This is a genomic window from Streptomyces palmae (genome assembly GCF_004684805.1).
Lineage (GTDB): Bacteria > Actinomycetota > Actinomycetes > Streptomycetales > Streptomycetaceae > Streptomyces > Streptomyces palmae.
Genome location: NZ_SRID01000372.1, coordinates 1 through 6,696, shown reverse-complemented (window position 1 = coordinate 6,696; position 6,696 = coordinate 1). Strand labels below are relative to the sequence as shown.

2 protein-coding genes and 1 pseudogene are annotated in these 6,696 nt (G+C 76.4%); 2 read left to right on the top strand and 1 reads right to left on the bottom strand.

The features are described 5' to 3' along the window. A partial coding sequence (locus E4099_RS34555) for a hypothetical protein (protein ID WP_245245200.1) occupies nucleotides 1–180 on the bottom strand: 180 nt, incomplete at its 3' end. Between E4099_RS34555 and E4099_RS35285 the strand changes: the two are divergent. Then, nucleotides 146–2,584, top strand: a pseudogene (locus E4099_RS35285) (type I polyketide synthase); the annotation flags it as partial. The gene E4099_RS34555 and the pseudogene E4099_RS35285 sit on opposite strands and share 35 nt — an antisense overlap. Before the next feature lie 144 nt (nucleotides 2,585–2,728). Beyond that, the coding region (locus tag E4099_RS35280; RefSeq protein WP_425348276.1) for a type I polyketide synthase at nucleotides 2,729–6,696 on the top strand (3,968 nt) is incomplete at its 3' end.

Here is a 6,696-nt window from a genome sequence, read left to right as displayed (position 1 = left end):
GGGGAGCGGGGGTGCGCGGCGGTGGGTGGAGTTGCCGACGTACGCGTTCCAGCGGCGGCGGTTCTGGTTGGAGTCCGACGCGTGGTCGGGTGATCCGGCGGGGTTGGGGCAGACACCGGCGGAGCATCCGCTGCTGGGTGCGGCGGTGGCGTTGGCGGACGGGCATGGCTGGGTGTTCACCGGGCGGTTGTCCTTGGACACGCATCCGTGGCTGGCGGACCATGTGGTGCTGGACAGTGTGCTGCTGCCCGGGACCGCCTTCCTGGAACTCGCCCTCCATGCCGGACACCGCCTCGGCTGCGGCACGGTCGAGGAACTCTCCCTGGAGACCCCGCTCGCCTTCCCCGATAAGGGCGGGGTGCAGATCCAGCTCCGCATCGAGGCGGAGGACGAGGGCCGCCGCGCGATCAGCGTGCACTCCCGGCCCGACGGCGGCGACCCCGACCAGCCCTGGACCCGGCACGCCGGCGGCACCGTCACCGCCGCCGTACCGGCACCCGACCCCCACCCGGCACCGGACCTCACCGTCTGGCCCCCCGAAGGCGCCGAACCGGTCGGCACCGAGGGCTTCTACGACTGGATGGCTCGCACCGGCATCGTCTACGGCCCCGCCTTCCACGGCGTGCGGGCGGCCTGGCGGCGCGGCCCGGAGACCTTCGCGGAAGTCGCCCTCCCCGAGCAGATCGCCTACACGGCCGCCGGGTTCGGCATCCACCCGGCACTGCTGGACGGCTGCCAGCACCTACTGGGACTGGGCGCCTTCGCCGACCTGTCCGACCCGGCCTCCGGCCCGGTGGCGCTCCCCTTCTCCTGGCGCGAGGTGCGCCTGGCCACCCAGGGCGCCGCGCGGGTCCGCGTCCGGCTGGTCCGCACCGGCCAGGACGCGGTCACCCTCAGCCTGGCGGACGAGGCCGGCCGACCGGTGGCCGAGGTGCGCTCGCTCAGTGTGCGGCCCGTCTCCGCGGAGCAACTGCGCGCCTCGACCGGGGGCCGGCCCGAGCCGCTGTACGGGCTGCGGTGGGTGCCGCTGCCCCAGTCGCCCGGCGAGCGGGCGGCGCCCGACCCGGAGCGCTGGGCCGTGGTCGGCTCCCCGGAGGACACCGCGGGCTTCGGCGAACTGCCCCGCCACGACGACCTGGACGCCCTGCTGACCGCGGTCGAGGCGGGCGGGGCCGTACCCCGGACCGTGCTCATGCCATGGGCCGGCGGCCAGGGAGCGGAGCCGGACGCGGCCGAGGTGCACGCCGCGGTCAACCGGGCCCTGCTGACCGTCCAGAGCTGGCTGGGCGAGCAGCGGTTCGGCTCCGCTCGCCTGGTGCTGGTCACCCGCGGGGCGGTGGCCACCGGGCCCGAGGAGCGGGTGGCGGACCCGGCCGCGGCCGCCGTGGGCGGCCTGGTCCGGTCGGCGCAGTCGGAGAACCCGGGCCGGCTGCTGCTGGTCGACACCGACGGGCAGCCGGAGTCGACCGCCGCACTGCCGGGCGCGCTGGCCGAGGACGCCCCCCAGCTCGCCCTGCGCCACGGCACGGTCCACGTGCCGCGCCTGCTCCGCGCCCCCGAGGCGCGGACCGCGCCGCCGGTCTTCGCCACCGAGGGAACCGTACTGGTCACCGGCGGCACCGGGGCACTGGGCGCGTTGCTCGCCCGCCATCTGGTGACCGGGCACGGGGTGCGGCACCTGCTGCTGACCAGCCGGCGCGGCGCCGACGCCCCCGGGGCCAGGGCGCTGGCCGAGGAACTCACCGCGCTGGGCGCCCAGGTCCGGATCGAGGCCTGCGACACCGCCGACCGCCCGGCGCTGGCCGCGACCCTGGCCGCCATCCCCGCCGACCGCCCGCTGACCGCCGTGGTGCACACCGCAGGCGTGGTGGACGACGGGGTGATCTCGGCACTCACCCCGGAGCGGGTGGAGCGGGTGCTGCGGCCCAAGGTGGACGCCGCGCTCCACCTGCACGAACTGACCCGGGACGCCGCGCTGTCCGCCTTCGTCCTGTTCTCCTCCGTCGCCGGCCTCATCGGCAGCCTGGGACAGGGCAACTACGCCGCGGGCAACGCCTTCCTCGACGCCCTGGCGCAGAACCGGCGCGCCGCCGGACTGCCCGCCCACTCCCTCGCCTGGGGCCTGTGGGCCGAGCAGAGCGGCCTGATGCGTGAGGAGTTCAGCGACACCGACCGCGGCCGCATCCAGCGCAGCGGCGTACTGCCGCTCTCCGCGGACCAGGGCCTGGCGCTCTTCGACGCCGCCCTCGCCCAGGACCAGGCACTGCTGGCCCCGGTGCGGCTGGACCTGGCCGCGCTGCGCCGACTCGACGAGGACCTGCCGGCGATCCTGCGCGGGCTGATCCCGGCGCGGCGGCGGGCCGCGCGCAGCGACGAGTCCCGGAGGCTGGCCCAGCGGCTGGCGGGCCGGCCCGAGGCGGAGCAGCTGCGGCTGCTCACCGAGTTGGTCCGCGGCCAGGCCGCGATGGTCCTGGGGCACCCCGACAGCGGCGCCATCGGCGCCGACCGGGCCTTCACCGAGCTGGGCTTCGACTCCCTCACCGCCCTGGAGATGCGCAACGGGCTGAACACCACCACCGGGCTGCGGCTGCCGGCCACCGTGCTCTTCGACCACCCCAACGCCGCGGCGCTCGCCCGCCATCTGCGCTCCGAGATCCTGCGCACCCCGATCCGCGGCACCGCGGTCCGCCGCCGCGCCATCTCCGCGGAACCCCTGGCGATCGTGGCCATGAGCTGCCGCTTCCCCGGCGGCATCGAGACCCCCGAGGACCTGTGGCGGTGCGTGGCCGACGGCACCGACATGACCTCCCCCTTCCCGACCGACCGGGGATGGGACCTGGCCGGGCTCTACGACCCCGATCCGGAGAGCTTCGGGCGCAGCTACGCCCGGCACGGGTCCTTCCTCCGCGACATCGGCCACTTCGACGCCGAACTGTTCGGCATCTCCCCGCGCGAGGCGCTGGCCATGGACCCGCAGCAGCGGCTGCTGCTGGAGACCTCCTGGGAGGCCATCGAGCGCGCCGGGATCGACCCGGTCTCGCTGCGCGGCACCGACACCGGCGTCTTCGCCGGCCTGATGTACGCGGACTACGCCGCCGGCCGGGTCAGCAAGGTGGCCGGCGAACTGGAGGCCTACGTCGGCAACGGCAGCTCCCTGGGCGTGGCCTCCGGCCGGGTGGCCTACACCCTGGGCCTGGAAGGGCCCGCCGTCACGGTCGACACCGCCTGCTCCTCCTCGCTGGTGGCCCTGCACTGGGCCTGCCACGCCCTGCGCACCGGCGAGTGCGACCTGGCCCTGGCCGGGGGCGTCACGGTGATGTCCGCGCCCAGTGTCTTCGTGGAGTTCTCCCGGCAGCGCGGCCTCGCCCCGGACGGCCGGTGCAAGGCCTTCTCCGCGGCGGCCGACGGCGTGGGCTGGGGCGAGGGCGTCGGCGTACTGCTGGTGGAGCGGCTGTCCGACGCCCGGCGCAACGGCCATCCGGTGCTGGCGGTGGTGCGCGGCAGCGCGGTCAACCAGGACGGCGCCAGCAACGGGCTGACCGCCCCCAACGGCCCCTCCCAGGAACGGGTCATCCGCCAGGCCCTGGCCTCCGCCGGACTCACCACCGGCGACGTGGACGTCGTGGAGGCCCACGGCACAGGCACCACCCTGGGCGATCCCATCGAGGCGCAGGCCCTGCTGGCCACCTACGGGCAGGACCGGGAGGCGGACCGGCCGCTGTGGCTGGGCTCGGTGAAGTCCAACATCGGGCACACCCAGGGCGCCGCCGGCGTCGCGGGCCTGATCAAGATGGTGATGGCGATGCGGCACGGCGTGCTGCCCGCCACCCTCCACGCGGACCGGCCCTCACCCCACGTGGACTGGAGCACCGGGCGGGTCGAACTCCTCCGCGAGCAGCGGCTCTGGCCGCGGACGGCGCGCCCGCGCCGGGCCGCGGTCTCCTCCTTCGGCATCAGCGGTACCAACGCCCATGTCATCGTGGAGCAGCCCGCCCCCCAGGACCTGCCGGCCGAGTCGGCCGCCACCCCGCCGTACACCGGCCTGGGCCAACTGGTGCCCTGGGTGGTGTCGGGACGTACCGGCGCGGCACTGCGGGCGCAGGCGGCACGGCTGGCGGAGTGGGCCCGCGAGCACCCCGACCCGGAGCCGACCCGGGCGGGCTGGTCACTGGCCTCCGGGCGGGCGGTACTGGAGCACCGCGCGGTGGTCTGGGGCCGGGACGCCCGCGAACTGGCGGACGGACTCACCGCGCTGGCCGAGGACGGGCCGGGCGCCCCGGTCAGCGGCGCGGCCCGCGATCTGCCCTCCCCGGTGTTCGTCTTCCCCGGCCAGGGCACCCAGTGGGCGGGGATGGCGGCCGGGCTGCTGGCGAGCTGCCCGCCTTTCGCCCAGGCGGTGGCCGAGTGCGCGGCGGTGATGGACCCGCTGGTGGACTGGTCGCTGCCGGAGGTGCTGCGCGATCCCGACGCGGCGGCGCTGGAGCGGGCCGATGTGGTGCAGCCGGTGCTCTTCGCGGTGATGGTGGGCCTGGCCCGCTGGTGGGAGTCGTGCGGGGTGCGGCCGGCGGCGGTGATCGGGCACTCGCAGGGCGAGATCGCCGCCGCGCACATCGCCGGGGTGCTGTCGCTGGAGGACGCGGTACGGGTGGTGGTGCGGCGCAGCCGGGCGATGCGGGAGCTGCCCACGGGCGGCGGAATGGTCTCGGTGGCACTGTCCGCGGCCGACGCCACCGCCGCCGTCGACGCCGCCGGAGCCCGCCCCTCGGTGGCGATCGCCGCCGTGAACGGACCGCGGAGCGTGGTCCTCACCGGCGAGATCGAGGCGCTGCGCACCGTGGTGGCCGCCTGCCAGGAGGACGGGGTCCGGGTGCGCTGGATCCCGGTGGACTACGCCTCGCACTCCGCGCGGATCGAGGCCATGCGGGAGGCGGTCGAGCCGCTGCTGGCCGAGGTGGACCCGCGACCCGGCCGGGTACCCGTCTACTCCACCGTCACCGGGCAGGCGCTGTCCGACACCACCGTGATGTCCGGCGGCTACTGGTACGCCGGGCTGCGGCAGACGGTGCACTTCCAGGAGGCGGTCCGGGCGGCGGTCGCGGACGGGCACACGGTCTTCGTGGAGTGCAGCCCGCACCCCGGCCTGGTGGTCCCGGTCAGCGAGATCCTGGAGGAACTGGGCGCCCCCGGCCTGGTGCTGGAGACCCTCCGCCGCGAACAGGGCGGCCCGGACCGGCTGGCCGAGTCGCTGTCCCGGGCCTTCGTCCGGGGCGTGCACGTGGACTGGGCCGGCATGCTCACCGGCGGCGGGGACGGCACCGGTGCGCCACCCCGGGTCGACCTGCCCACCTACGCCTTCCAGCGCGAACGCTACTGGCTCGACCCCGACATGGGCACCGCCCTGCCCGACGCGGCGTCGCAGGGCACCGCGGCAGGGCGCGACCCGGTGGACGCCAGGCTCTGGGAGGTCGTGGAGACGGCGGGCGCCGAAGGGCTGGCAGCCGCGCTCGACCTGCCCGCGGACGCCCCGCTGGACACCCTGGTCCCGGCGCTGACCTCCTGGCGCGCCCGGCAGCGCACGGCCGCCGCGGTGGACGCCTGGCGCTACGAGGTGACCTGGGAGCCGTGGTCGGGCGCCACGGGAACCGCGCGGCCCACCGGCCGGTGGCTGCTGGTCACCCCCGCGAAGTCCCCGGGCCGCGAACTGCCCGAGGCGCTGTCCCGGGCCCTGGCCGAGGGCGGCGCCGAGGTGGTCCCGCTGGAGGTGGACCACCGGGCGGCGCACCGTTCGGAGCTGGCCGAACGGATCCGCGAGATCACCGAGCGGGGCGAGCCGGCCGGGGTGCTCTGCCTTCCCGGGCACTCCGGTGACGCCACCGCCCCGGTCCCGGCCCTGACCCTGCTGATGACGCTCGTCCAGGCGCTGGACGACGCCGGTGTCCACGCCCCCCTGTGGTGCGTCACCCGCGGAGCGGTATCGGTGACCGGCGAGGAGCTGGCCGGTGCGAGCGGCGCCGCGCTGTGGGGCATGGGCCGGGTCGTCGGACTGGAGCGGCCGCGGAGCTGGGGCGGCCTGATCGACCTGCCCGCGGACGGCCCGGACGCGCGGGCGCTCACCGCGCTCACCGCGGCGCTGGTCGCGGACGGCGACGAGGACCAGATCGCCATCCGCCCGCTGGGTGTCTTCGTACGCCGCCTGGACCACCTGGCCGAGACCACCCTCCAGTCCCCGCCGCCCTGGCGCGCCCGGGGCACCGCGCTGATCACCGGCGGCACCGGCGCGCTCGGCGGCCATCTGGCACGCCGGCTCGCCGCCGCGGGCGCCGAGCACCTGGTCCTGGTCGGCCGGCGCGGCGAGGAGGCCCCCGGCGCCGCCGAACTCCGCGCGGAGCTGGAGAAGTCGGGAGCCCGGGTGACCCTGGCCGCCTGCGACCTCACCGACCGGGAAGCCCTCGCCCGGCTGCTCGCCGAGGTACGGGCCCAGGACACGCCGCTGCGTACCGTGGTGCACGCGGCCGGCCTGGCCTGCCAGGGACCGCTGGCCGAGCTGGGCGCCGAGGAGCTGACCGCCGCGCTGGGCGCCAAGGTCTTCGGGGCGGTGGCGTTGGACGAGCTGACCCGTTGCGACGAGTTGGACGCCTTCGTGCTGTTCTCCTCGGCGGCGGGGGTGTGGGGTGGTGCGGGTCAGGGTGCGTACGC